This window comes from Arthrobacter glacialis, from assembly GCF_002909415.1.
GTDB lineage: Bacteria > Actinomycetota > Actinomycetes > Actinomycetales > Micrococcaceae > Specibacter > Specibacter glacialis.
This window is the reverse complement of sequence record NZ_PPXB01000004.1, coordinates 242,119-266,786: the sequence shown is the minus strand read 5'-3', so window position 1 is coordinate 266,786 and position 24,668 is coordinate 242,119. Positions and strand designations below refer to the sequence as shown.

17 protein-coding genes are annotated in these 24,668 nt (G+C 63.3%); 7 read left to right on the top strand and 10 right to left on the bottom strand.

Features of this window, described 5'->3' with window-relative positions; genetic code table 11:
- Positions 1–105 precede the first annotated feature (105 nt).
- Positions 106–1,584, top strand: a complete 1,479-nt coding sequence (locus CVS28_RS06510) for a lipase maturation factor family protein (RefSeq protein ID WP_103481043.1) — start codon at positions 106–108, stop codon at positions 1,582–1,584.
- Here the strand turns inward: CVS28_RS06510 and CVS28_RS06505 are convergent.
- Entirely contained in the window at positions 1,581–2,003 is a 423-nt protein-coding gene (locus tag CVS28_RS06505; RefSeq protein ID WP_103464573.1) for a Fur family transcriptional regulator, read from the bottom strand. The two genes, CVS28_RS06510 and CVS28_RS06505, sit on opposite strands and share 4 nt — an antisense overlap.
- Before the next feature lie 141 nt (positions 2,004–2,144).
- On the opposite strand from CVS28_RS06505, the gene CVS28_RS06500 reads away from it, so the two are divergent.
- Entirely contained in the window at positions 2,145–2,801 is a 657-nt protein-coding gene (locus CVS28_RS06500) for an MBL fold metallo-hydrolase (protein WP_103481042.1), read from the top strand.
- A gap of 164 nt (positions 2,802–2,965) precedes the next feature.
- On the opposite strand, the gene CVS28_RS06495 is transcribed toward CVS28_RS06500, so the two are convergent.
- The gene (locus CVS28_RS06495; RefSeq protein ID WP_103481095.1) at positions 2,966–4,045 is read right to left on the bottom strand and encodes a PLP-dependent cysteine synthase family protein; all 1,080 of its coding nucleotides are present in this window, start codon (positions 4,043–4,045) and stop codon (positions 2,966–2,968) included.
- 61 nt (positions 4,046–4,106) lie between these two features.
- Here CVS28_RS06495 and CVS28_RS06490 point away from each other — a divergent pair, with 61 nt between their 5' ends.
- The 3 genes from CVS28_RS06490 to CVS28_RS06480 are packed head-to-tail and all read left to right on the top strand — an operon-like array spanning position 4,107 to position 6,469.
- Positions 4,107–4,952, top strand: coding sequence for a sulfurtransferase (locus tag CVS28_RS06490; protein WP_103481041.1), 846 nt, complete (start codon positions 4,107–4,109; stop codon positions 4,950–4,952).
- Positions 4,949–5,998, top strand: coding sequence for an NAD(P)-dependent alcohol dehydrogenase (locus CVS28_RS06485; RefSeq protein ID WP_103464570.1), 1,050 nt, complete (start codon positions 4,949–4,951; stop codon positions 5,996–5,998). Before CVS28_RS06490 ends, CVS28_RS06485 begins: the two co-directional genes overlap by 4 nt.
- A gap of 42 nt (positions 5,999–6,040) precedes the next feature.
- Positions 6,041–6,469 carry an HIT family protein gene (locus tag CVS28_RS06480; RefSeq protein WP_103464569.1) on the top strand — a complete coding sequence of 143 codons (429 nt, stop codon included), beginning with the start codon at positions 6,041–6,043 and terminating at the stop codon, positions 6,467–6,469.
- Between the two features lie 123 nt (positions 6,470–6,592).
- Here the strand turns inward: CVS28_RS06480 and CVS28_RS06475 are convergent, their stop codons facing one another.
- Positions 6,593–7,195 carry a helix-turn-helix domain-containing protein gene (locus CVS28_RS06475; protein WP_103481040.1) on the bottom strand — a complete coding sequence of 201 codons (603 nt, stop codon included), beginning with the start codon at positions 7,193–7,195 and terminating at the stop codon, positions 6,593–6,595.
- 95 nt (positions 7,196–7,290) lie between these two features.
- Between CVS28_RS06475 and CVS28_RS06470 the strand changes: the two genes are divergently transcribed.
- The gene (locus tag CVS28_RS06470) at positions 7,291–8,343 is read left to right on the top strand and encodes an SDR family NAD(P)-dependent oxidoreductase (RefSeq protein ID WP_103481039.1); all 1,053 of its coding nucleotides are present in this window, start codon (positions 7,291–7,293) and stop codon (positions 8,341–8,343) included.
- Positions 8,344–8,424: 81 nt separating this feature from the next.
- Here CVS28_RS06470 and hrpA read toward each other — a convergent pair whose 3' ends face one another.
- Positions 8,425–12,390, bottom strand: a complete 3,966-nt coding sequence (gene hrpA / locus CVS28_RS06465; protein ID WP_103481038.1) for an ATP-dependent RNA helicase HrpA — start codon at positions 12,388–12,390, stop codon at positions 8,425–8,427.
- A 13-nt stretch (positions 12,391–12,403) separates the two neighbouring features.
- Positions 12,404–13,249 (bottom strand): hypothetical protein, encoded by an 846-nt coding sequence (locus CVS28_RS06460; RefSeq protein WP_103481037.1) that lies wholly within the window; start codon positions 13,247–13,249, stop codon positions 12,404–12,406.
- A 310-nt stretch (positions 13,250–13,559) separates the two neighbouring features.
- Between CVS28_RS06460 and CVS28_RS06455 the strand changes: the two genes are divergently transcribed.
- Positions 13,560–15,419 (top strand): HNH endonuclease, encoded by a 1,860-nt coding sequence (locus CVS28_RS06455; protein ID WP_165788086.1) that lies wholly within the window; start codon positions 13,560–13,562, stop codon positions 15,417–15,419.
- A gap of 1 nt (position 15,420) precedes the next feature.
- Here the strand turns inward: CVS28_RS06455 and CVS28_RS06450 are convergent, their stop codons facing one another.
- The 5 genes from CVS28_RS06450 to CVS28_RS06430 form a co-directional block, all read right to left on the bottom strand.
- Entirely contained in the window at positions 15,421–16,065 is a 645-nt protein-coding gene (locus CVS28_RS06450; protein WP_103481035.1) for a class I SAM-dependent methyltransferase, read from the bottom strand.
- Positions 16,066–16,168: 103 nt separating this feature from the next.
- Entirely contained in the window at positions 16,169–20,434 is a 4,266-nt protein-coding gene (locus tag CVS28_RS06445) for an alpha-L-fucosidase (RefSeq protein WP_103481034.1), read from the bottom strand.
- 236 nt (positions 20,435–20,670) lie between these two features.
- Positions 20,671–22,131: a carboxylesterase/lipase family protein gene (locus CVS28_RS06440; protein WP_103481033.1), complete on the bottom strand. Its 1,461-nt coding sequence runs from the start codon at positions 22,129–22,131 to the stop codon at positions 20,671–20,673.
- A gap of 58 nt (positions 22,132–22,189) precedes the next feature.
- Positions 22,190–23,602 carry a GH1 family beta-glucosidase gene (locus CVS28_RS06435; protein WP_103481032.1) on the bottom strand — a complete coding sequence of 471 codons (1,413 nt, stop codon included), beginning with the start codon at positions 23,600–23,602 and terminating at the stop codon, positions 22,190–22,192.
- Positions 23,603–23,696: 94 nt separating this feature from the next.
- Entirely contained in the window at positions 23,697–24,659 is a 963-nt protein-coding gene (locus CVS28_RS06430) for an endonuclease/exonuclease/phosphatase family protein (RefSeq protein WP_103481031.1), read from the bottom strand.
- Positions 24,660–24,668: the final 9 nt, after the last annotated feature.

The following is a 24,668-nucleotide window of genomic DNA, read 5'->3' as shown; positions in this document are numbered from 1 at the left end:
ATGCGCAGGACTCGAGCTGAGTCTGACGCATAACTTTTCTGCCGGGTGGTTCGGCGTATCATTTGCCGCTAACCACGCGCAGGGCTATGGGCTTAGCGTTTAACCATGGACTGGTTGAACACAGACTGGTTGAATGCAGCCTGGTTGAACACAGACTGGTTGAATGCAGCCTGGTGGGGCACCGCCGACCACGACGTGGCACGCTTTGTACTCCAGCGCGGGATTGCTGCCGTGTATGTGATTGCGTTTGTCTCCGGCGCCCTGCAGTTCCCCGCCCTGTTGGGGGAGCGAGGGCTGCTGCCGGTGCCTCGCTACCTAGCCCGCGCAGCCAGGACGCCCGGGCCCACCTTGTTTCGTTGGCGGTACTCTGACGCGCTCCTACGCACGGTGGCTTGGTCGGGGGCTGCCCTGGCCGCCACAGTGGTGCTGGGCCTGCCCCAGCAAGGTCCCGCGTGGCTGCCCATGCTGGTGTTCCTGGCCCTGTGGCTGCTGTACATGTCCATGGTGAACGTGGGCCAGGTCTTCTATGGCTTTGGCTGGGAAATACTGCTGCTTGAGGCTGGTTTTCTGGCCGCGTTTCTAGGCTCGGATCAAACCACGACGCCGGTCATCACCTTGTGGTTGTTCCGCTGGCTGCTGTTCCGGCTGGAGTTTGGCGCCGGCATGATCAAGATGCGCGGTGACAGGGTGTGGCGCGATCTCACAGCCCTGTACTACCACCACGAAACCCAGCCCATGCCCAATCCGCTGAGCTGGTGGTTCCATCACCTGCCCAAACCCCTGCATAAGGTGGAGGTGCTGGGCAACCACGTGGCCCAGCTTTTCATACCGTTCCTGCTCTTTGCCCCTCAACCGGTGGCAACGTGGGCCGCGGTGGTGGTGATTGCAACACAGTTGTGGCTGGTTTTCTCCGGCAACTTTGCCTGGCTCAACGCGCTCACTCTGGTGATTGCGTTCTCGGCTGTGGGTGATTCAGTGCTGGCCGGACTGCTCCCCGGCGTCCCGGTGTCAGCGGACACCCACGCGGCGCTGGACACCCCGGCCTGGTTTGCCGCCGTCGTACTGGCTATGGGACTGCTGATGCTGGTGCTGAGCTGGTGGCCGCTGAAGAACCTCATCTCGCGGGAGCAGGCCATGAACGCCAGCTTCAACCGCTGGCGGCTGGCCAACGCGTACGGGGCGTTTGGCAGCATCACCCGCGAACGGTACGAGGTGGTGGTGGAGGGTTGGGACGGGCACCGCTGGCTCGAGTACGGATTTCGCGGCAAACCCGGGGATCCAGCGCGCATGCCGCGGCAGTTTGCGCCGTACCACTTGCGGCTGGATTGGCTCATGTGGTTCCTGGCGCTGGGACAGCCCGGCATGCACTGGTTCATTCCGTTCCTGAACAAGCTGCTGGTGGCAGACCGTGCCACGCTCAAGCTGCTGCGCCATGACCCGTTCGGCGGCAGGCCCCCGGAACAGGTGCGGGCCCGCGTGTTCGCCTATAGGTACACCTCGTGGCGGGAATGGCGAAACAGCGGAGAATGGTGGGTGCGCGAACCCATGGGTGATCTGGTGCCGCCCATGAGCCGAGCCAGTTAGGCGCCCTTTTGTTGGGCTGCCGAGCACTCCGGGCAGAGGCCGTAGATTTCCACAGTGTGCTGAACCTGGGTGAAACCGTTGGCCTTGGCGATGGAGGCTGCCCAGCTTTCAACGGCAGGGGCTTCAACCTCCACTGTTTTGCCACAGTTGCGGCACAGCAGGTGGTGGTGGTGGCTTGTGGCGGAGCAGCGCCGGTAGAGGGTTTCGCCCTCACCATTGCGCAGCGTGTCCACCACACCCTCATCAGCCATGGAGGCCAGGATGCGGTACGTGGTGGCGAGGGAAACCCGGATGTCCTGCTCGTGCAGCAAACGGTGCAACACCTGCGTGCTGACAAAGTCGTCCAGCGTGTCCAAGGCAGCGTTGATGGCCACGCGTTGTTTGGTGACGCGCTGCTCCTTCACCGGTGCATCGTTCATGGGTGGACTCACTTTCTCAGGGGCCTGTATCCAATGAACCAGCCTAGCGCACCTAACCGTGAAACCGCTCTTGCCCAGTTCCCTGCCCAGATCCGTGTGCAGTTCCTTGGCGGGGCCGGGTGCGCGGCATAGGCTGACACCATGTTGCTGACAAAATTCACTCACGCCTGTGTCCGCCTGGAGCAGGATGGCCGTGTGCTGGTGCTGGATCCGGGGATCTTTTCCGAGTCCGCCGAGGCTCTTGCCGGGGCCGACGTCGTCTTAGTCACCCATGAACACCCGGACCACTACGACGCCGCAGCCCTGCGCCAAGCCCTGTGTGATGCCCCGCGGCTGAGAATATATGCCCCTGCCGGCGTGGCGCAGGACTTGCAAAACCGGGCACCAGAGCATGCGGCCCGGATTTTTGTCTCGGCGGCGGGGGAGTCTTTTGGCGTGGCCGGCTTTGCCGTGCAATGTTTTGGCGGCCAGCATGCCGTGATCCACCCGTCCATGCCCATGGTGGCCAATGTTGGCTACCTGATTGACGACGACGTCTACCACCCAGGCGACTCACTCATAGTTCCGCACGGGGTCAGCGTGGGCACACTGCTGGTTCCCATCCATGCGCCCTGGTCAAAAGTGTCGGAAGTGGTGGATTTTGTGGTCTCCGTGCGATCCCCGAGGGCATTCCAAATCCATGACGCGCTGCTCAGCGAGAAAGGGTTGGCGTTCACGGAGTCGCATGTGGCCAGGATCGGCGCGCTTCACGGCGTGGCATTCCGCCACCTGGCGCCGGGGCAGTCGGTGGAAATTTAGGGGGTCCTCGCTGACTCTCCCCGCTGACGGCGTGCCAAACCGGCGGGGGAGCATGAAATTTCACCCGCCCCCATTTCAGGGCCCACAGCCACGAGGGCCCCGGGGCGAGCTTGCGAGTCTTGGGAGTGGCTGGGGATCGCCCTCGGCGCCGCGGCCCTGCGGGTCTAGCCGTTCCAGCGTCCGCTGGCGAAGAAATCCTCGATGACACGAAGATGCGGGGCCGGATCCAGCCCCTTCTCAGCCAGCCACGCAGGGTTGTTGTAGCTGCCCGCATACCGTTCGCCGCCGTCGCACATTAGCGTGACAATGCTGCCGGTTTCGCCGCCGGCAACCATCCGGGCCACCAACTGCCACACGCCCCAGAGATTGGTGCCCGTGGACGGCCCGGCGTGCAGGCCCGTGAGCTGGGCAAAGTGCTTCATGGCGGCCACGGATGCGGCGTCCGGGATCTCCAGCATGGAGTCGATGACGCCGGGAACAAAGCTTGGCTCCACGCGGGGCCGGCCGATGCCTTCGATCCGGGAAGATTTGCCCGTGACGGTGCCCAGATCCCCGCTCTTCCAGGCCGGGTAGAAAGCTGAACCCTCGGGGTCCACCACCGCCAACTGTGTGGCGTGGCCGTGGTAGCGGATGTACCGGCCAATGGTGGCCGAGGTACCGCCCGTGCCGGCGCCCACCACCACCCAGGCGGGTTCGGGGAACCGCTCATGGGCCAGCTGGCTGAAAATGGATTCGGCAATGTTATTGTTGCCGCGCCAGTCCGTGGCCCGTTCGGCATAGGTGAATTGGTCCATGTAGTGGCCGTTGCATTCGGCGGCAATGGTGGCTGCCGCTGAGTAGACCTCGTCGGCCTGGTCCACCAGGTGGCAGCGGCCGCCAAATTGTTCAATGAGCGCAATTTTCTCGGGGCTGGTGGTGCGGGTCATGACGGCCACAAAGTCCAGGCCCAACAGCTGGGCAAAATACGCCTCGGACACTGCCGTGCTGCCCGAGCTGGCCTCCACAATGGTGGTGCCTTCATGGATCCAGCCGTTGACCAGGCCAAAGAGGAACAGTGAGCGGGCCAGCCGGTGCTTCAAGCTGCCCGTCCGGTGGCAGGATTCATCCTTCACATACAGGTCTACGCCCCACTGCGCCGGCAACTCAATCTTGTATAGGTGGGTGTCTGCCGAGCGGTTGTTTTCGGCCTGGACTTTGCCAATGGCGTTGCGCGTCCAGGACCAGGAGGCTTGTGCAGTGTTCATGCAATTGAGCGTATCGCAGTACATTTGGTGGAGTATCACCCAATGCCGTGAAGGAGCCGCCATGTCCGTCTTGATGAATGCCGCCACTCTCAATGAGCGCCTGAAGGCCGGGATGCGCACAGTGCTGCTGGATGTGCGCTGGGCGCTGGGTGATCCCCACGGCCGCGAGCACTACGTGGCGGCTCATATTCCCGGCGCCGTGTACGTCGACATGGATTCCGAGCTGGCCTCCCACGGTGCGCCGCAGGACGGCCGCCACCCGCTGCCTGCCGAGGCGGACTTTGCCCAAACGGTCCGCCGCTGGGGGATCAACACCGGGGACACCGTGGTGATTTACGACGACGCCGGCTCGGCCGCTGCTGCCCGCGCCTGGTGGCTGCTGGGTTACGCAGGCCTGGCGAACATTTACCTGCTCGACGGCGGATTGGCCGCCTGGCGCTCGGCCCAACTGCCGCTCGCGCACGGTGCGGAGACCGCGCTGGCCGGAGACGCCGTCGTACAGTTTGGGGCAAAGCAGACCATCGACGGCGATGGTGCCGCCGGGTGGGAGGGGATTTTGCTGGATTCGCGGGCCGGGGAGCGCTACCGGGGCGAGGTGGAGCCCATGGATCCGCGGGCGGGTCACATCCCCGGGGCAGTCAGTGCACCCACCACGGAGAACTTGGCGGCGGATAAGACATTTTTGCCGGCGGATCAGTTGCGGGCACGGTTTGCCGGACTGGGTGTGGCTGACGGTGCGGCAGTGGCCGTGTACTGCGGATCCGGGGTGACGGCGGCGCACCAGATTGCGGCGTTGGAAATTGCCGGGTTCACTGCGGCGTTGTATCCGGGATCATGGTCGGCCTGGTCAAATCAGGCCGGTCGCCCGGTTGAGACGGGCCATAACGGCGATAGGGTTGAAACATGACCCACGTAAAGGCTTACGCAGCCGTCTCCGCCACATCCGGACTCAAACCCAGCACCATTGAACGCCGCGAACCGGGCGCCCACGATGTTGAAATTGCCATTGAATTCTGCGGATTGTGCCACTCAGATGTGCACACCATCCGTTCCGAGTGGGGACCGGCCAAATACCCCCTGGTCCCCGGCCACGAAATTGTGGGCATTGTCAGCAGCGTTGGCGACTCCGTGGAGGGCTTCACCGTGGGCCAGCGCGTGGGGGTTGGCTGCATGGTTGACTCCTGCCGCGAGTGCGACTCATGCCTTGAGGGCTTTGAGCAGTACTGCGAAGCGGGCAATGTGGGCACCTACGGTGTGGCGGATCCCCGCAATGGCGGCGGCATCACCCAGGGCGGGTACGCCCAGGCCATAGTGGTGGATGAAAATTACGTGGTGCACATCCCAGAGGGCATGGACCCGGCTGCGGCCGCTCCCTTGCTGTGCGCGGGCGTCACCACGTACTCACCGTTGAGCTACCTGGACGTGCAGGAGGGCGACACAGTGGGCGTGATCGGCCTGGGCGGGCTGGGCCACATGGGCGTCAAGATCGCCAAAGCGCTCGGGGCAACCGTCACTGTTTTCACCACCTCGCCGGCAAAGGCTGCTGCCGCAAAGGATTTGGGTGCCGATTTCGTAGTTGTTTCCAGCGATCCGGAGCAGATGGCCGCGGCGAAGCAGAGCCTGAACGCCATCTTGGACACGGTGGCCGCCGTGCATGACATCAACCCGTATCTGCGCACCTTGGCGCGCGACGGCGCCTTGATCCAGTTGGGCCTGCCGTCGGAGAAGATGCCTCCCGTTGACCCGGGACTGCTGATTCGCAAGCGCCTGGCCTACGGCGGCTCACTCATTGGTGGCATTGCCGAGACCCAGGAAATGCTTGATTTCTGTGCCGAGCATGGCATTGCCTCCGACATTGAAATCGTGTCCGCACAGGATCTTGATGCGGCCTATGACCGCATGGTGGTGGGCGACGTCAAGTACCGTTTTGTGCTGGACGTCTCCACACTCTAACCACGTTCGTTTTCGTTTTCGATTTCGTTGAGGGAGAAATTCTTGAGCACCTTGTTTAGTAAAATCATCAACGGCGACATTCCGGGCCGGTTCATCTGGCAGGATGCCGATTGCGTGTCTTTCTTGACCATTGGGCCGCTGACCGACGGGCACGCCCTGGTGGTGCCGCGCCTTGAGGTGGACAAGTGGACCGACGCGTCGCCGGAGCTCGTGGCGAAGCTGATGGGCGTTGCCCAAACTATTGGCCAGTCCCAGGTGGCTGCCTTTGGCGCGCCGCGGGCGGGTGTCATCATTGCCGGGTTTGAGGTGGAACACCTGCACATCCACGTGTTCCCGGCCTACGGGCTGGACAACTTCAGTTTTGCAGCCGTGGACAACAACCCGGATCCCTTGGCTATGGACGCCAGCGCCGAAAAGCTCCGCGCAGCCCTGCGCAGCGCCGGCCACGGGGCGTTTGTGCCGGGGGCCTAGCTCCCTCCCGGATCTGTGACGCACTTGATGCGCTGGATAGCGCTTTCCTAGGTGATTTTCGTGCAACAACTGCGTCACAGATTTCTTGAGGGCCGACGGCGGCAGGCACCTTCCGCTGTCGGCCTACTTCTTAGGCGGATGGGGAGGCTGGACTGGCTGGACAGGCACAAAAGCTGCCCGGAAAATGGCGCGCGCCCGTGTGGCTGCCTCGGTCCGTTCGCCGTCAGGTGTTCGGGCCAGCAGCATCGCCAGCATCGAAATGGCCAGCATGACGTCCGCCGGCTCCACGTGAAGCGCTAGGCGCCCCTGGTCCTGATCACGTGCCAGTAAGGCCGCGGCAACAGCCGTCATGCGCGTGGCCAGGTGCTCGGCCCGCTGGTCATTGCGCTCTGAAAGGATCATGTCGATGAGCGCCGTTGAGGCTATGACTTGTTCGGCCACGCTGTCAAAGAGATCCACGAGGGTTGAGTCCGGGCGTGCCCCCAGTTCCTCAAGAGCCGTGATGTTGTCATCAAAAACCGCCACCGCCAAGGCGATCCTGTCGGGGAAGTGCCGGTAGAGGCTGCCTTGACCAACGCCGGCACGCCGCGCCACGGAACTCAGTGGCGCCATGAACCCGGCTTCGGCAAAAACTTCCCGGGCGGCTGCTATTAAGGCAGCCCTGTTGGCTGGTCCCGCGCTGGGTCCAAGATTTACTTTTGCTTTTGCTTTTGCTTTTGTGGGCACACGGCTAGTCTATAACCGGACAGTATTGTCCGGTAGTCTTGGCAGCACCATCCGATCCAGCAGTACTGGACCCATGAAACGGAGAACGTTCTTCCATGAGCAACAACCCCAACAATCTCAGCGGCGAATCATCCATCAACACCTGGCTGGCAGATCCGGCAGGCGGTCCGGTGCTGCGCGCACTTCTCGCGCAGGGGGGTCAAGATGCAGAGTCCCTGCGACCCGTGTCCAAAATGGCGCTGAACCGGCTGGTGCAGGTGAGCCAGGGTGCGTTCACCCAGGACATGGTGGATGGCTTGGTCCAGCGCGTGGAATCCGGCGACATTCCGGCGGAGGCCGAAGCGGTGGCGGCCCCGGCGGCGGCAGCTCCGGCCGCGGAAATTCCGGCCTGGGTGGAGCAGGTCACTGCGGGCCGCTTCTTTGGGAAAACCATCATCATCACCGGTGCAGGATCCGGGATTGGCCGGGCCACCGCATCGAGGGTTGCCCGCGAGGGTGGCCGGGTCATCGCCGTCGACATCTCCGAGGAGCGTCTGGCCGACTTCGCCGCCTCGCTGCCTTCCGGCGACATTGTCACAGTGGCCGGGGATATCACCGACGACGCCGCCGTGGCAGCCATTGTTGGGGCCGCGGGCGAGCGCATTGACGGGCTGGCCAACATCGCCGGGATCATGGACAACATGACCCCTGTGCACGAGGTCTCCGATGACATTTGGAACCGCGTGTTCAACATTAACGTCAACGGCACCATGAAGCTGATGCGCGCTGTTGTGCCCGCGATGCTCGCCCAGGCGCAGGGATCCATTGTCAATGTGGCCTCCGAAGCAGCGCTGCGCGGGTCCGCCGCCGGTGCCGCCTACACAGCCTCCAAGCACGCCGTCGCCGGTCTGACCAAGAGCAGCGCGTTCATGTACGGCCCCAGCGGCATCCGGGTCAACGCCGTGGCGCCCGGACCGGTCATCACCAACATCGAGGCACGCTTCGACTCCCCGCTGGGTGCCTCCCGCGTCCGCCGGGCCATGGCAATCCTGCCCGACGCCGTCGAAGGGGATGCGCTCGCCGCCTCCATTACCTTCCTGCTTAGCGACGACGGCGTGAACGTCAACGGCGTGATTCTGCCTTCCGATGGCGGCTGGTCCGCAGCCTAACCCGCCCGCCCCAACTAGGACGCACTTGTTGCTAAAAATCGCCATGTTTCTAGCAACAAGTGCGCCACAGTTGGGGGGGCGCTAGGCCATGGCCTTCGCGAGAGCCACGCGGATGCGCTTTTCCGACACTGAATACGCCGTCCCCAGCTCCACCGCGAACAGGCTGACCCGAAGTTCCTCGATCATCCACCGCACGTGCTCCAGCCCCGCCGTTGAGCGCTGCCCGGGCACCAGGGCCGCCACGGCGTCGTCGTACTCGTCCTCAAGCCGCTGCACGGCGGCCATGGACTGGGCGTCGCGGGCCACGTTGGAGGGCAGCTTTTCCAAGCGCTTCTCAATGGCCGCCAAATAGCGCGGCAGCTGGCTGAGTTGGGCAAAACCAGTCTTCGCCACGAAGCCCGGATAGACCAAGAGCTCCAGCTGCTGCTTGACGTCGTTCAGGGCGCTGATCAACGGCAAGCTGGTGGTCTCCCGCAGCTTCTTTTGGATGCGCATAGTGGAGGCCAGTACCCGCTCCACGATGGCCGTGACGCTGAAGACCGTGTCAATCAGTTCTGCCCGCACCACTTCATAGAGGGCGTCGAAGGCTTTCTGGTTCCACGGCAGCTCCGCGGGGGTGAGCTTGTCGATCGTGGCCAGCGTGCAGTCGGCAATCAGCTCCGTGACGCTGCCGTGCGGGTTCTGGCTGAAGGTCAGCTTCTCCGTGTTGCTCAGGTGGTCCAGCACATACCTGTCGGGGGAGGGTACGCGCAGCGCCAGCAGCCGGATGACGCCGCGGCGCATGGCAGCCTCCTGCACATCCTGGCGCTGGAACACCCGGATTCCGGCGGTGCTGCCCTCATCCACCAACGCGGGGTAACCGGTCACGGTATGGCCGGCCACCAGGCGCTTGACCTCGCGGGGCAGCGTGCCCACGTCCCATTCAGTCAGGCCGGAGCGTTCCTGGATGCCTGAGTGGTCCGACGCAGGACGTGACGCTCCTGCTGCAGGTGCCGCACCTGATGCCGGAGCGCCCTTCGTAGCAACGCCAATGCCACTCTTTCCGGCTGGGGAGCCAATCGGCGCCCGTCCCGCTTGAGTGGTCTTCGGAGTTGCACCGAGGGACTCGGCAATGGCGCGGCGGGTGGCGCCAGCGAGCTGCTCTTGAAGTTTGGCCAGGTCCTGACCCTCCTCCAAAATGCGGCCATTTTTGTCCACCACGGAAAATGTCATGCGAAGATGCGTGGGCACGGCGTCCCAGTTCCAGGAGCCCGGCGGGATCACATGGCCCTTGATCCGGCGCAGCGCCAGTTCCAGCGAGGGCTCCAAAGCATCCACAGACGGGTCAAAGTCCTCCGCCAGCGCCGCGGCAGCCTGGCGGGCCACATCGGGGGCCGGAATGAAGTTCTTCCGGATGGCCTTGGGCAGCGACTTGATCAGGGCCGTCACCAGTTCCGCGCGCAGTCCAGGAATCTGCCACCTGAACGGGGCCCCCTGCAACTGGTTCAGGAACAGCAGCGGCACCTGAACGCTCACGCCGTCGGACGGGTTCGGGGCAGCGCCGGGCGCCGTGGGATGGAACTCATACGACAGCGGCAGCTCAAACTCGCCCTGCGTCCAGATCTTCGGGAACGCCGCCTCATCGAGGGAGGGCTCCTCCGCCATGACCACGTTGGCGTCAAAGTCCAGCAGCGCCGGGTTCTCGTGGCGGGCATCCTTCCACCACTTGTCGAAGTGCCGCTCCGACACAACATCGCCGCCAACCCGCTCGTCGTAAAACTCAAACAGCGTCTCATCATCGACGCGCAGGTCGCGGCGGCGCATGCGGGTTTCCATTTCCTCAACCTCGGCCAGCAGGGCCTGGTTGCGGTGGAAGAACTTGTGGTTGGTGTGCCAGTCGCCCTCCACCAGGGCATGCCTGATGAACATCTCGCGGCTGAGCTCGGGATCAATGGGCCCATAATGAACCCGGCGGTCCGGGACAATGGGCACCCCATACAGGGTGACTTTCTCGTGCGCCATGACCGAGCCCATTTTTTTGGACCAGTGCGGCTCACTGTACGTGCGCTTGACCAGATCCGGCGCCACCTGCTCGGCCCACAACGGGTCAAACTTGGCAGCCACGCGGGCCCACAGGCGTGAAGTCTCCACGAGTTCAGCGGCCATGACCCAGTCGGGCGACTTCTTGAACAACGCCGAGCCCGGGAACACCATGAACTTGGTGCCGCGGGCGCCCGCATATTCGCGCTTGCGCTGGTCATAGAGGCCAATATGACTCAGCAGGCCCGTCAGCAGGCTCATGTGGATGGCGTTGTGGTTGCCCACAGGGTCAATGGCGCCGCCGGAAACCTTGATGTCCAGCGACTTGCCCATCTGCTTGAGCTGGGCAAACAAGTCCTGCCACTCACGCACCCGCAGGTAGTTGATGAACTCTGCCTTGCACAGGCGCCGGAACGCACTGGAGGACAGCTCCTCCTGTTTGTCCTTGATGTACCGCCACAAGTTCAGGAACCCGGTGAAGTCGGAGTGCTCATCGGCGAAACGCTTGTGCTTTTCCGCGGCAAGCTGCTGCTTGTCGGTGAGGCGTTCCCGCGGGTCCTGGATGGTGAGCGCGGCAGCAAGCACCATGACCTCGGCAGCCACGCCGCGCTTGGCGGCTTCCACGATCATGCGGCCCAGCCGCGGATCCACCGGCAGCTGGGAGAGCTGGCGTCCGACGCCCGTAATCCCGCCTTGGGCGGTTACCGCGCCAAGCTCACGCAGCAGCGTCACGCCGTCGGTGATGGCCCGGGAGTCCGGTGGCTGGACGAACGGGAACTTCTCCACATCCTTGGGGCCCTTGGCAACACCCATGGCCGTCATCTGCAGGATGACGGCGGCCAGGTTGGTGCGCAGGATTTCCGGGTCGGTGAACTCGCTCCGGGCGTTGAAGTCCTCCTCGGAGTAGAGGCGGATACAGATGCCGTCGGAGACACGGCCACAACGTCCCGAGCGCTGGTTGGCCGACGCCTGGGACACCCGCTCGATGGGCAGACGCTGGACTTTGGTTCGGTGCGAGTAGCGCGAGATGCGGGCCGTGCCGGGATCAATGACGTACTTGATGCCGGGGACCGTCAGCGAGGTCTCGGCAACGTTGGTGGCCAGCACAATGCGCTTGCGGTTGCCCGGCGTGAACACGGCGTGCTGTTCGGCCAGGGAGAGCCGGGCATACAGGGGGAGGATTTGAACGTCGCGCAGACGCGGGTTCGTCTTCGCCCGGCCCGCCAAGGCGTCCGCGGCGTCGCGAATTTCGCGCTCGCCGGAGAAGAAAATCAGGATGTCCCCGGGCGCCTCCTTGGACAGTTCATCCACGGCGTCGCACACGGCATCCAGCGGATCCCGGTCTTCTTCACTGTTGCCCCCGTCAAGGCGACGGTCGGTCGACGAGCCGAGTTCGTCGTCGTCCTCGCCCGTGGCTGAGCCGCTCAGCGGGCGGTAGCGGATCTCTACGGGGAAGGTGCGCCCGGAAACCTCCACGATGGGGGCCGGGCCCTCGGGGGAGGCGAAGTGGTTGGCGAAGCGCCCCGGATCGATGGTGGCCGAGGTGATGATGACCTTCAGATCCGGGCGCTTGGGCAGGATTTGGCGCAGGTAGCCCAGGATGAAGTCGATGTTCAGGGAGCGCTCGTGGGCCTCGTCGATGATGATGACCGAGTACTTGCGCAGGAGGCGGTCGCGCTGGATTTCCGCCAGCAGAATGCCGTCGGTCATGAGCTTGATCTTGGTCTGCGGACCCACGTGGCCGGTGAAGCGGACCTGGAAGCCCACCTCTTGGCCGATTTCGACGCCAAGTTCGCTGGCGATGCGCTCGGCCACGGTGCGCGCAGCAAGACGGCGCGGCTGCGTGTGGCCAATCAGGCCCTTCTCGGCCAAGCCCAGTTCCACACACATTTTGGGGATCTGGGTGGTCTTTCCGGAACCTGTTTCGCCGGCAATGATGGTGACCTGGTTGGCGGCGATGGCTGCCATGAGGTCCTCGCGGCGCTCCGAGACGGGAAGCGCGGGCGGGTAGGTGATAGTGAAAGTCATGGTGTCACCCAGTTTATGCGGTTATTGGCGTCGGAGCGCTTTTGCTGGTCGCGGCACGGATTGTGAGCGCGCCCCTTGCTGCCAGTGCCAGAAGCACGACGCCGGCCAGGGCCAGTGCCGCTCCACCGGCCGTCCCGGCGACTCCCCAGTGGGGGAACGCAGCTTCCGCCTCAGCGGTGGCCAGGGCCAGGCCCGTCAAGATGACTGCGGTGCCGAAGTAGGTAAGGAGTGCGCCGTTGGTGAAGGTGAGCAGATTTCGAGCCGAGAGTTCGCGCCAACGGCGGTCAAATGCAGACATGCGCGGATCCGCCAGGGCAAGCGTGGTGTTGAGCCGGTGCAGGGCAAGAACTGCGGAACCGCCAAACGCAACGGCCATGAGAAGGAGGGGCACGCCGTCGTTCTTCACAGCGGTGAACCACGGAACCAGCCCTGCGGTGATGACGAAAGCCGTGAAAGCAGCCAGAATCGCGGCCGGGAGTAGGAATGCGCGCTTAGGCAGCAGCGGGAACCTGGTGTTGCTGGCCGGAATTTTGGTGGCGGGGAGGGCGGAGAACAGGAGCAGCCCGCCGCTGGCCGAGAGCCCGGCGGTGACGGCAACCGGCAGGCCCTCTTGGCCGGACAGGCCAACGGACAGCCGGAAAAAGGTGGCAAACATGACCGCTGCAAAGGCGATTGCTGCCGCTGTGCGCCATTGGGCTTTCTTCATGGCCCTATCCTGCTCAACAGGCGTGGCATGGATCTGTGCCCTGCCGGCGCCAATGGCTAACGGTGCCTTCTTTTTGGCGATCCATGATGCGGTGGCAGTGGCGGCCCAGGCCAGGGCGGCAAGAATCGCCAACGCAGCAATCAATTTGGTCATGGGGGAAAGTCTTTCATGGATCACGCGGGCGCCGGCCTTGTCACTTCCATGTGGCTGGAGTGGGTCATCGTTGCTTCGTGGCCCTTTTCCTGATTGATTCCTCCACAGGCAACGCTGGGCGTGCCGCCATCCACAGATTTCGCTCAAAGGCCTTGCAGGGCTGCCAGAATGTCAGAGCCGGGCGATAGAATCTATGTATAAGAAGAACAGATGTAATCCGTATAAATATTTGATTATCGATTCAGGATTTGGCCACATCAAGGGCTTTGGTTCTCGGAGCTGGAGCTGGACTGGCAAGGCGGTGAGCGGCATGGCTGTACCCGAATGGCTCGACCCCACGGCCATGGACCCTGCCGGGCTGGCCGCCGACGTGGCAGGGGCCGCCGAAGGAGGTATCCCGCCGTTTGGAGCCGTCATCTCTCAGGTGACCGAAAGCCCTGCAAACCCTGGCGCAGCGGCCATGGAAAAGTGCCACGACATGGTGGCCATCGGTACCGCCATGCTGGAATTCTGCGGCGGCTTCTTCGACCCTGTGGTCCTAGCACAGCTGGATGCCGCACTTGCACACGAGTTTTCCCGGCAGGAACGGGGCAAGGTTGCTGCCGCCACAGCGGCTGTGGCGGCGGGTGTCCGCGAAGGGCGCACCGCGGAAGTGCTGGCCCATTTGAGCCAGCGCGTGGCAACAGCTAGGACTGCGTCCACCAAGTCCGAGTCCCAGGCCGCCTTGGCCACAGGGGTCCTCACCTCCCTGGGCGGTTCAGCAGATGCGGGCGGATTTGATCCTCATACTGTGGATCAAATCTCGGGCGCGGCCCTGATCGATCTCATTGGTGTCCTGGAGGAAGCCAAGAATGCCATTTCCGCCACCCAAGCCCACGCCCAGACACTGTTCGTTGCCCAACAGCGGCTTGAACAGGCTCGTGCAGGAATTCCCAAGGAAAAACTGGGCAGGGGCATTGCCCATCAGCTGGCCCTGGCCCGCCATGAATCTCCCCACCGCGGGCGCCAGCTGTGTGAATTGTCTGAAGTTTTGGTGCGGGAATTGCCCTACAGCATGAGGGCCTTTTCACAGGGCCGGATCAGCGAGTACAAGGCTGGGACTATCGCCAAGGAAACAGTGTTCCTTTCATTGGCGGACCGGGCCCATGTGGACCAATCCATCTGCGGGGACCCGGACGCCGTCGGACTTCTGGGCAATAGGGAACTGGGCGCCGCGGCAAGAAAGGCCGCCTATACCCTGGATCCCCTGGCTTTTGTGAAGCGCCATGAGAAAGCCATGGGGGACAGATATGTCTCGCTTCGCCCGGCCGCCGACGGCATGACCTACCTGACCGCGCTGATACCGCTGAAACAAGGGGTCCGCATTCTGACCGCGCTCACCAAGGTTGCCGACAGCCTCAGGGCGTCCGGTGACGAACGGGGCAAGGGGCAGATCATGGCGGATGCGCTCATGCACCGGCTGGTCCAGCATGCCCCCTGCAACGATGGCGCCGGAACACCGAGCGACCACAGGGGTGTGCCGGTGGGAGGTTCTGCGCAGGATCAGGCTAGTTTGCAGGCAATAGCTCTAACGGGCGGGACCCAAGTCCAGACATTGTGCACCACTGTAGATGAAGCCAGTATTTCCTTAGAACTGGTCATGACTGACAGATCGCTTTTTGGCAGTGCAAACGATCCGGCTGTGCTGGTCGGCTACGACCCCATTCCGGCGCCCATTGCGCGCAGCATGGTACTTGGCGGTGGCGGTGGCGGTGGCGGGTCTGCCGCGCAAGTGTGGCTGAAGAGGCTGTTTACGCATCCGGAGACCAACCAGCTCATGGCCATGGACTCTCAAGCCAGACTCTTCCCTGAGGGCATGAAAGAGTTCCTTAGACTCCAGGACCAGCGATGCCAAACACCGTATTGTGATGCGCCCATTCGCGAATACGACCACATCAAGGCCTATGCGGCCGGTGGCGCCACGTCCGTGGACAACGGCCAAGCCCTGTGCTCCGACTGCAACCAGGCAAAGGAAGCGCCGGGCTGGTCGTCCACCAAGGCTGCCGAGGCTTCTGTTGCACGCGAGGGCCCGCCCATCACCGAAATCAAAACTCCAACGGGGCACCGATATATCTCCACAGCGCCCCCGCTGCCAGGCCCTCAAGGACGTCGCCGCAGGCATCGACGGTAACTCACTTCAACCGTACGGCCCGCATGACCTCGTCGTGGATGGTGATGGTTTCGCCGTCGGGCCCTGACGCACTTCGGGGACGGGATGCGGCAACCACCACGTCCCACTGTGAGGGGTCCAAGGCTTCGGCGATCTGCTTGGCAGTGAAGAACATATCCGCACCCAGTGCCCGGTGGGCGCCAGCTGCACTGTCCGACGGCGCGTGCCCCACGATCAGCAGCGTCCCACCCGGGACAACGGCTGCCGCCAGCCGTGCGAACAACTTGTCGCGATCAGGGCGCGGCAGGTGCATGAATTGGGCCGAGATCAGGTCGAACGAGGCTGCCGGAGGAGTCCAGCCCAGCAGGTCGTGGTGCTCCCAGGCGACGGATCCGGGAAGCTCCAGCTCGGCCGCGTGGGCAGCTGCACGCTGCAAAGCAACCGTGGAGATGTCCACACCCGTCACCTGCCAGCCCTGCCCGGCCAGCCAGACGGAATCGGCGCCCTCGCCGCAGCCGACGTCGAGTGCTTTCTTGGGCGCCTGTACCGAACCGGAATCGAGTGCAGCAGCCTCGGCGACGAGTTGCGGATTGGGGTTGCCGCTCCAGATCTTGCCGCTGTTGCCGTAGCGCTCGTTCCAATAGGTCTCATCAAAAATAGTCGTCATGGATACAGGCTACAACGGCCGCCAATCCGCGACGGGAACAGCTGTGCCCGGCACACCGTGTGTACCGGGCACAGACTTTATTCAGTTGTGGTGTTCAGACCAGCTATGCCCGCTTGCCGCGACGTCGGATCATCAGGACAGAAGCTGATCCGGCCAGCAGAAGGACCATCGCCAACAGGAGCCCTGACGTTGCGGTGGACCCTGTGGTTGCCAGATCGCCCTTGTCAGCGGCTGCTGGGGTGGTGGCAGCCGTCGCAGCGGCAGTGGACGGGGAGGTGGCCGATGTTGACGGACCGCCAGCCGCTGCCACGTTCACCGTGATGCTGACTTCAGCTGCCCTTCCGTCACCAGCGGTGCCGCTGATGACAATCGTGTGGACACCCGCGGGGACACTCACTGGCACCGTGGCCGTGAGGGTTGCAGTCCCGTTGGCTGCCACCCCCGCGGTGCCCAGGACCACGGGGTCCGAATGCAGGGTAAAGGTTGCGGTGCTCCCCGGCTTGAAGTTCTTGCCGGTCATGGTCAGCTCGGAACCCGCAGCCACGGTTTCCTTGTTGACCGTGCCCGCCGGCTCACCGCTGGCAGGAGTCGTGGTGGCTGGTGCCGTAGTTGCCGGAACTGTTGGTGGCGCCGTAGTGGGTGGTGCCGTGGTGGGAGCAGCCGTTGTGGGCGGCGCCGTAGTTGCCGGAACTGTTGGTGGCGCCGTAGTGGGAACCACCACCGGAGCCGTGACCTTTAGTGCCGCAGAGGCAGTCTTTGCACCTTGGGTCGCCGCCACTGTGAAGTCCCCGGCAGACGTTGCGCCCGGAACTGTAACGGCAATGGTTGCACCGCCCTGGGCATTCGTGGTGATCTTGCCCAGGCTGATGGCTCCCGGACGCAGTTCCAGCGTGGCTTCCTGATTGGCTGAAAAGCCGGCCAGGGTGACTGTGACGCTCTTGCCGGCCTCAACAGTGGCCGCACTCAGGCTCGTTGTCGGTGTGGCGGGTTCCACCACGCCTGCGACCGTCCAGCCCTTGGAGGCGAACGCGCCAAACTTCTCGGCCAGTGGTTTGCCGCCGATCAACGCTGCCGCGCCTGTGCCGTACGAGGTGACGGTGATTGGCGCAGCAGCCGTTCCATAGCCCCAGAAGGGGGTGTCGGATGCTGTGCAGTCGGTACCGGCCTTGAACGCGATGGTGGCTCCGGTGGCGATTTCCAACTGGCGGAACTGCTCTAGGGAGTTGAATGGGCGGGCCTCGGTGCCAATCCCGGCAAGTGGGGCCTTGCAGTCAACATAGAGGTTCATGGCAGGCGCGGGGGCAGCTGCCAAATCACCGTAGAGCGAGAGGTTGGACAGGTGCGCGGGTGCACGGGTTTCCTTGATGGTGACGCGGAATTCCTGTGCCGTCACAGGGGCGGCAAACTTCAGGATGCGTGTGACACCGATGGTGCCCCCGCCTGTTCCGCCACCGTTGGTGGCGTCATTGTTGACGGCCGTCCACGTGCCATTGACCTTGGCTTCCACAGTGAACTTCTCCACTGTTTGGCCGTGTTCAAGCACGTGTTCGCTCAACGAGATGTTGCTGACGGCCTTGGCCGAGCCCAGATCGATGCCCACCACGGAATCCACGCTCAGGGCCTGGCTGGCGCCCGTGCGGGCATTGTCATCCGTGAGCAACATGGAGTTTTCGCCGTTGACTGACACGGGCAGGCCCAACGCCAGATCATTAGTGAACGACTTGTCCCGAGCCGTCTTGAACCCCTGCAGTGCTGTCACCGAGGCAGGCGCAAACTTGCCCGTGGTGGTGGGGGGAACGTTGAGCAGCAGCACAGAGTTTCGGCCAACGGACTGGTAGTACTTGTTCATCATTTCGGCGGGCTGCTTGGGGGCATCGTTGGGGTGCGCAAACCAGCCCTGGGTCAGGCGCATGTCAGCCTCGCCCGGCCACCAGTGCAGGCTGTTGGCCTGGCCGTTCTTGACCGAACTGATCACGGAAGACCGCGAGCCGAGATTGTCCGAACCCTCTGATGCAACGGACTTGATCTTGCCTCCGTCCGTGGGACGGGTGATGGGCAGCACGCCCCATTCATTGGCACGGGCCACGCCCTGCTCGTTGCCGATCCAGCGAACGTCGTTGCCGCCTACAGCGACCACTGACTGGGGCTGAAGCTTGGCAATCATGTCGTAGAACGCGGGGTAGTCGTAGAACTCCTGCTTGCCCGTGTTGCCTTGGGCGCCGTCGAACCAGACCTCATCAACCTGGCCGTACTGGGTCAGGATCTCGTACAGGGTGTTCAGGAAGAAGGCGCCGTAGTCGGTGGCCTGGTACTTGAAGGAGGGGATGGTCTTGCCTGCGCGGTCATCGCCGGCAACAAGGGTGGGGATGGTGCGTTCGCTCTTGGCGCTGCCGTTGCCGAACACGCCGTCGACTTCCTGGTTGGAGTCGGCGGGGGACATGTACAGGCCAACCTTCATGCCGTACTTGTGGGCGGCCTCGGTGAATTCCTTCACCACGTCGCCCTTGCCGTTCTTCCACGGTGAGGATGCCACCGTGTAGTCGGTGTAGCGGGAGGGGTAGGACAAGAAGCCGTCGTGGTGCTTAACAGTCAACACTGCGTAGCGGTAGCCGTTGTCGCGCAGGGTCTTGACCCAGCTGTCCGCGTCAAAGTCCGTGGGGTTGAAACGGGCGGGGTCTTCGGTGCCGTGGCCCCACTCCTGGTTGTAGAAGGTGTTGATGCCGAAGTGGAGGAAAGCTGTCTGGCGGGACTCCTGCCATTCCAGCTGTGCCTTGGTGGGGCGCACGAGCGCTGATTTGGCCAGGATATTGGCTTCGCAGTCGCCCGTGCTGACGGAGATGTAGTTGGCCGGATCAACCAGAAGAGGCTCGCACACCTCGGGCTCGCCGGGAGTGAGGTCCTGGTACTTCACGGCTGCGGGCTCGTAGCCGGCGGTCAGTGCGGCGAAGCGGGTCTTGTCCAATGATCCCTTGAAGGCACGGTTGTTTGCGGCTTCCTTCACCTCGGCACCGAAGGTTGCCGTGGTGTTGGATGCGGAGTTGTTAATGGCCTGCAGGCCTGTCACGGGCGCCAGCAGCTTCCCGTCCATGCCGGCAACCACCTCGGCGGTGCCGTCGCTCTTGGGCACATAGACCATGGAGAAAGTGTGCGGCTTGTTGACTTCAGGCACCGGAACTGACTCGGAGTAGGTCTTCCAGGAGCCGCTCGCGTTGGAGCTAAAGCCGTATTCAAACGACGTCCCGCCGTTGTTGTAGCGGGCAAACAGATTGCCGCCAACGGCGATCACGGGTGCCTGGGCAACCTGGGGTCCGGACGGTGTGAACGTTGCCTCGGCAACAAAGCCCTTGTCCAGCTTGGTGGTGCCGAGCGGAAAGGCTGTTGCCGTGAAGTCCATACTCTCGTCGGTGGCCGTCAGGGTGGCTTTGCCCCCGGCAACAGTCTCGGTGCCGGCTCGGCGGTTCAGGGTGCCCAGCAGTACATCGCTGCCGGAGGCCATGTAGGCGTTGCCTGCCAGTGCGCCGTCGTAGGAGACGTCAAGCAGATCTGTGGAGGCGGGCTTGGGCTGGTATTCAAAGGCGGAGGGGGCGAAGGCACCCGCTGCCTTGGCCAAGCGGGCATCGTGCAGCATGCCGCTGAATCCTCGTCCGGATCCGCCCGGGTTGATCTCGTAACCGAAACCAAAAATGGAGCCCAGGTTGGCGGCGTTCTTCGCCGGGGCCGTGCTGCTCACGGCTGGCAGCGTCACGCCGTCGAGCATGACGGTGAGCGTGGCGCCTGTCGCCGTGGGGAAGTAGTGGAAGGAAAGTGCGTGTTCCTTGTTCAGGGCCGGGTACGCAAAAGTGGCCTTGTTGGATGTCCAGGTTGATCCGGTGAGGGAGTCGAAACCGTAGCGCAGCTCGCCGCTTTGGGCGCGGATATAGAAGTTGCCGCCAGCGGAGAAAATGGTGGACAAGTCCGCAGAGCTGGCGGGCGTGAACTTCACCTCGCCCAAGAAGCCCTGGTCCGCCGTGTCGGTGCCGGTGGTCATGTCGGTGGGTGCGTAGCGGATGCCCTGGGCGCCGCCCGTGAGCCGCACGCCGGAGAGCGGGACCTGCTCCTCATTGCCGGTCACCCGGTTGAGTACGCCGTGCATGATTTCATCCCCTGTGGTGGTGTAGGCGGTGTTGCCCACCAGGGAACCGTTGAACCCCACGTTGAGCGAATCGCTCGTAGCTGCCTGGGCCGCAAGGTTCGGTGCCATGAGGGCCCCCACCAGGCCCAGCGTGGCAAGCCCGGCCAGGGCAGGGGCTTTCCGGGATTTGCCCCGGGAACTTGGCGGTGCAGGCGCAGGCGCACCTTTCGCCTTGATGCGGACGGAGTCGAAAATCATGAAGGCTTCTCCCTTGTAAATGAACCAGTCTCAGGTCGGCACAGCCATGATTTGGTCAGGCAACGCCGCCCACACCCAACTTAAACATCGGATGTATGTGATTCAAGATACTCGCAGAGGGCTTGTTGGTGCTGAATATTACGGGAAAGTTCTCGATAACAACATTGTCAATTAGAGCAACTTGTCTATTCGTCAACGGGTAGTAGACATCAGATGTTGCGAGGGAGTTAAGCCCGCTACGGAGTGAGTGCTGCGCGTTCGTCATCCCGTGGTGCCAGGACCACGGGGTTGCCTGCGCCGTCGAACATCTTGACGGGCCGGTGAGCTGTCCAAGGCTGCCAGCCGGGGCTCCCGGAAACGGCAAAGTCCACCCACGCCTTGTGCATCTCGGTGGCCAGCGCTTGCGGGGCGGTGCTGCCGGCCAACCCCAGCGAATCGGGGGAGGACAGATCGTCAAAGACAAATCCAAGTTCGACGGCGTGTGCGGCTCGCAGATACTCCACAGGGCTCTGCCAAGCGAACTCATACACAAAAGTGGGCGCCGGTCCGGACAAGCGGGCATCGGCGAGCTGGTTGACTGGCACACGCAGCAGCTTGTCGGTGGCCAGTGCACCGAGGATTTCACCCGTGATGGAGTGGGGGCGGTTGCGCTTGAATAGCATGACGGCGGCGGCGGAGATGCCAACTTTGCGCCGAGCAAGGGCCAGATGGATGCCCTTGAGTTTCATGACCAGACCGGAGGGGACCAGCCACAGCCGGGCCTCGTCCGTGGTTGTCCCAATGAGCAGGGGGATCCCTGTTCCGGCCCCGGAAGTCAGGGCATCGAAGGGGTTCGCCGGCACCAGCGCCGGATCCAGAGTCAGGGCGTAACCTGCCCCTCCCGTAATGGGGGTGGAACCGGCGGTGACCCGTGCCTGGGCGGCCAAAAGTTCCTCAGGAGTCGTCCGGGCAAAGTCGTCCCGGGTGGCCGAAACCTTCAGATCCTTGGCGATCTTGGCGGTGATCCTGCCAGACTTCTTCGCTGGCTGTGCGGTGAGCGGTCCGCTTTGAATGATGGCGCGGCTGAACAGGTCCGATGCCTGCGGGTGGGCCAGCAAGGCTGCCACCGTGTTGCCCCCGGCAGACTGGCCAAACACCGTCACGCGGGTAGGGTCGCCGCCAAAGGCAGCAATTTCAGCCTGGACCCAGCGCAGCGCCGCCAGCTGATCCGCCAGGCCCAAGTTCAGCGGGGCATCCTCAAGGACGGAAAATCCCTCGGCACCCAGCCGGTAGTTGGGCGCCACATAGACCACGCCATCACGGGCGAATGCGCCACCTTGGTACCCGCTCAAGGCGTTGGAACCATGCTGCAGCGAGCCGCCGTGAAACCACACCATGACCGGCAACAGTCCCTCGCCACGCTCGGCGGGTGCGGCAATGTTGAGGTTCAAATAGTCATCGCCGGGGATGATCACTGTGGGCAGAATCCTCGCCATGGCGCCGGCGTAGGGGTTTTGGGGCGCAGTGGGGCCCAGCTCCGTGGCGCTGCGCACGCCCTCCCACGGCGTCACCGGTGCGGGCAGGGCAAACCTCAGTGCGCCTGTTGGTGCGCTGGCGTAGGGTATGCCCAAATAGTGTTCGACGCCGTGACTCACGGACCCTTGAACGTCACCCGCGGAGGTGGATGCCGTGGGGCGTTCGGTGCCGATTTCTGTCACAAGGAGCTCCTTATTTCTGCGGCAGTCCACCAGCTGGTGGCGTCCACGATGGTGTTGCTCACTGTACAGGGGCGCCGTTTGCTTCCATTTTGGTTGGGGCGGCGCTTTTTGTGTGGCGGATCAGCTGTTGGTACCAGTGGTAGGAATCCTTGGGAGTGCGCTTTTGGGTTTCGTAGTCAACATGGACCAGTCCGAATCGCTGAGAGAAGCCCACAGTCCACTCAAAGTTATCCAGCAGGGACCAGTGGAAGTAGCCCCTGACATCGACCCCTGCGTCCATGGCGGTCTTTAGGGCATGCAGGTGGCCGTTGGTGTACTCGATCCGGCGCGCATCCCGCACCCGTCCTTCACCATCGGGACCATCATTGACGGCGGCGCCGTTCTCGGTAATGTAGATGGGCGGCAACTTTTCGCCATAGCGCTCCTTGAAACCGAGCAGCAACTCGGTGAACGCCTCCGGCACAATTGGCCAGTCAAAGTCTGTGCGGGGGTACCCCTCGAGCGTCCGCAAGGAGAACGGCAGGGTCGAGTCCAGGGCATGGCCGTCAATTAGTGCTGCCTCCCCACCTGCGGGCGCACCCACCAGAGTGGGGTTGTAGGAGTTGATGCCGTACCAGTCGATGGGGGTTGAAATGGTGGCCAAATCGCCCTCGGGAATGGGCGGCAGGAAGGGGGCCAACTCCTGGGGGTAGGCGCCAGCGAGAATGGGGTCGGCAAAGATCCAGTTGGCCACGTTGTCGTAGAGCCCGGCAGCCTGCAGGTCCTCTTCACGCTCACTGGCCGGCCAGGTTGCGGCATGGTTGTTGGCGATGCCAATGTTCCCCGCACCGGCGGATCGCAAGGCTTGAACGCCCAGACCATGTGCCAATAGGAGGTTGTGGGCTGCGGGGAGTGCGTCAAAGCCCAACGAAAGTCCTGGCGCCTGGATGCCTGCCCCGTAGCCGAGCATGGTCAACACCACTGGTTCGTTGATGGTGATCCAGCGGGGAATCCTGTCGGCAAAGTGTTCGCCCACAATGAGTGCGTAGTCGGCAAAACGGCTGGCAGTGTCGCGATTGAGCCAGCCGCCGCTCTGTTCGAGTTCCAGCGGGGTGTCCCAGTGGAACAGTGTTGGGCTGGGGGCGATGCCCGACTCCAACAAACCGTCAACAAGCCTGTCGTAGAAAGCCAGGCCGGCCGGGTTCACCGGCCCGGTTCCGCCCGGCTGTATCCGTGACCAGGAGAAACTAAAGCGGTAGGCATCCACACCCAGTTCACTCATGAGCGCGATGTCTTCCGGGTAGCGGTGGTAGTGGTCGCAGGCAACATCTCCGGTGTCACCATTGACTATTCGCCCCGGCTCAGCCACAAAGGCATCCCAGCTCGAAGGGCCCCTGCCATCTTCTTTAATTGCGCCCTCAATTTGGTATGCGGCGGTGGAAACGCCCCACACAAAATCGCGCGGAAAATGGGGGAAAGTGAGTTTTTCCACGGAGACCTTTCATTGACGCCCTTGGGCATGAGCCTCTCGGAAGAGCGGCTGGAAGTCAAGGTTTTCCCCGCTGGGGACCGTCTACAGGTTGAAGCTACAGGTTGAAGCTGGCGTGGATGGCCAGGTGGTCACTGGCCCCGGCGGGCACCACAGAGTTTGAGGTAACGGTCAAGCCGCGTTGGAGAATATGGTCCAGACGGGTGATTGGCATCGGATTGGCAGGCCAGGTGAACCCCGCCAAACCGTCGTCCTGGGCGGGTTCACTCAGGTGTTTGGTGAGGGCGGAGAAGTATCTGTCGGTGGACGCTGCATTAAAGTCGCCCACCGCGATGACCTTCTTGCTCGGGTCCTCGTCTATTGTCTGGGCAAGGCTGGCCAGCATGGTGTCCCTGTCGGAATGCTCCAACGGCCGGGCGGATGCAGCGTGCACCACATAGATGCGCACCAGGCCGCCGGGCGTATCAAGATCCGCCGACAAGGCCCTGTTCCAGCCCAGGCCCAGGCCCTGCGGTGAGGGGTTGAGGATGGGGTAGTTGCTCCACAGCCCAACAGTGCCAATGCGGTAAGAGAATTCGTAGTGGGGGTTGAGCTCGGCGTCCACGGCGTCCCGGGACGCGCCGTCGATCTCCTGCAAGGCAATAACCTGGGCGCCTGTGGCGGCAAGGCTCCTGGCCGAGTCGCCCGCGGTGCCTGATCCGGCCTGAACGTTTTGGCTGACAACGCTCAACGACGCTTCCGATGATGCAGGCGCGGACCAGGCCAGGGGAACCATTCCCGGAATAAAAAGCAGCGCCCAGACCAGTGCTGGCACCAGGACGGCAACGGCCAGCTGCCTGGGTCGCGCGGCGAGGGCCAGCAGGCCAAGGACAGGGATCAGGGCGCCAAACCAGATCAGGCCCGAATCCACAATGAGACCCAGCCCGGCGATTTCCGGGAGCCATGCGTGGGCCAGCAATATGAAGGTCAAAGTCAGGGAACCGAGCAGCACAAAAAGGTTCAGTACCGGGCGTTTCCGGGACCGTCGTGTGGGGCTGTGGTGTTCCTGAAGCAAGTCCATCGGATCAAC